General features: G+C 68.5%; 1 protein-coding gene. It reads right to left on the minus strand.

Translation table 11 applies throughout. The annotated features are described in order from the left end of the window. On the minus strand, positions 1–2054 hold a 2054-nt coding region (locus ACWDD7_RS37585; RefSeq protein ID WP_450460701.1), incomplete at both ends, for a non-ribosomal peptide synthetase.

Below are 2054 nucleotides of genomic sequence, written 5' to 3' on the forward strand. Positions count from 1 at the left end.
ACTTCCTGCCAGATGGCCGCCAACTGCGCTTCGAGCGCGTTGACGGGCGCAACGTGGTCCAGGCCGTCGCCGGGTTCGGGCAGCCTGGTGCGATCGAGCTTGCCGTTGGGCAGATGCTCGAACGCGCTCACGACGACGAACGCGGAGGGCACCATGTAATCCGGCAGCCGCTGCCGCAGGTGGCCGCGCACCGCTTCGATCAGTTCGGCTTCGGGGTGCGACGAGCACAGCCATCCGACCAGTCTCGCGCCGTCGTCCACGCCGCGCAGCGCGACGACGGCGGCATCGACCAGCGGGTGCGACGTCAGCGCCGCCTCGATTTCACCGGGTTCGATGCGCAGGCCGCGCAGCTTGATCTGGTGATCGATGCGGCCGAGGAACTCGATGTTGCCGTCGTGCCGGTAGCGTGCGAGGTCGCCGGTGCGATAGAGGCGCGCGAGCGGGTCGGCGGAGAACGGATCGGCGATGAACTTTTCGGCGCTCAGTTCGGGTTCGCCGTGGTAGCCGCGCCCGACCGGCGTGCCGCCGATCAGCAATTCGCCGGCCACGCCGATCGGCGTGGGCTGCATCTGCGCATCGACGATATAGAGGCGGGTGTTGGCGATGGGCCTGCCGATCGGCACGATGCGGTGCGGATCGTCGCGCCGGCATTCCCACGCGGTCACGTCGACGGCGGCCTCGGTGGGGCCGTAGAGGTTGTAGAGCTCGACGTCCAGGCGCTCGAGGCAACGCTGCTGCAGGTCGTGGGGCAAGGCTTCGCCGCTGCACACGACGCGGCGCAGCGACGCGCAGTGCGCGTCGAGGTCCGGATGATCGAGGAACGCGCGCAGCATCGACGGCACGAAATGGATCGTGGTGATGCGTTCGCGCTCGATGAGCTCGACCAGGTAGTCGGTCTCGCGCTGGCCGCCGGGGCGGGCGAACACGAGGCGCGCGCCGGTGACGAGCGGCCAGAAGAGTTCCCAGACCGAGACGTCGAAGCTGAACGGGGTCTTCTGCAGCACGGCATCGTCGGCGCCGAGGGCATAGGCGTGCTGCATCCAGAGGATGCGGTTGGTGATCGCGCGGTGGGTGTTGAGCGCGCCCTTGGGGCGGCCGGTCGAGCCGGACGTGTAGATCATGTAGGCGAGGTTGTCGCCGTTCAGCGCGGGTGCGGGGTTGGACGTCGCCGCGGCATCGAGGTCGAGCGCGTCGCGATCGACGACGATCACGTGCGCGTCGGTGTCGGGCAGCGCGTCAAGCACGTGCTGCTGGGTGAGGAGCCAGCGCAACTGCGCGTGGTCGATCATGAAGCGCACGCGCTCGGCGGGGTAGTCGGGGTCGACGGGGACGTAGGCGCCGCCGGCCTTGAGGATCGCGAGCAATGCGACGCTCATGTCGAGGGAGCGCTCCATGGCGACGCCGACGAGTGCATCGGCGCCGACGCCGAGCGCGATGAGGTGGTGGGCGAGGCGGTTGGCGCGCAGGTTGAGTTCGGCGTAGGTGAGCGCGGTGTCATCGAAGACGACAGCGACGGCATCGGGCGTGCGCTCGACCTGCTGCTCGAACAGGCGATGCAGCGGTTGTGCGGCGGCCTCGCCGAAATCCGTGTCGGTGCGGTTCCACTCGACGGTCAGCAGGTTCCGCTCCGTGTCATTCGACAACGACAGCGCACCGAGCGGCCGGTCCGGATCGGCGATCACGGCATCGACGAGCGTGCGGAAGTGTTCCGCCATGCGATCGATCGTGGCGGCGTCGAACAGATCCAGGTTGTATTCCAGCGAGCCCGCGAGGCCGTCGTCGGCATCCTGAACATGAAGCGTGAGGTCGAACTTCGCGGTGTGGGTCTCCACCGCCACCGGCGTGGCCACGAGACCGGGGAAGCTCACCGCCCGGGATTGCGCTTTCTCGTACGCGAACACGACCTGGAACACCGGCGTGCGGCCCAGGTTGCGTTCGAGCTCGAGCGAGTCCACCACCTGCTCGAACGGAATCTCCTGGCGGCTGTAGCCGTCCAGCGCGACGCGCTTCACGCGCGCCAGCAGTTCGCCGAAGGTCGGATTGCCCGACAGGTC

Source organism: Streptomyces sp. NPDC001056 (assembly GCF_053598955.1).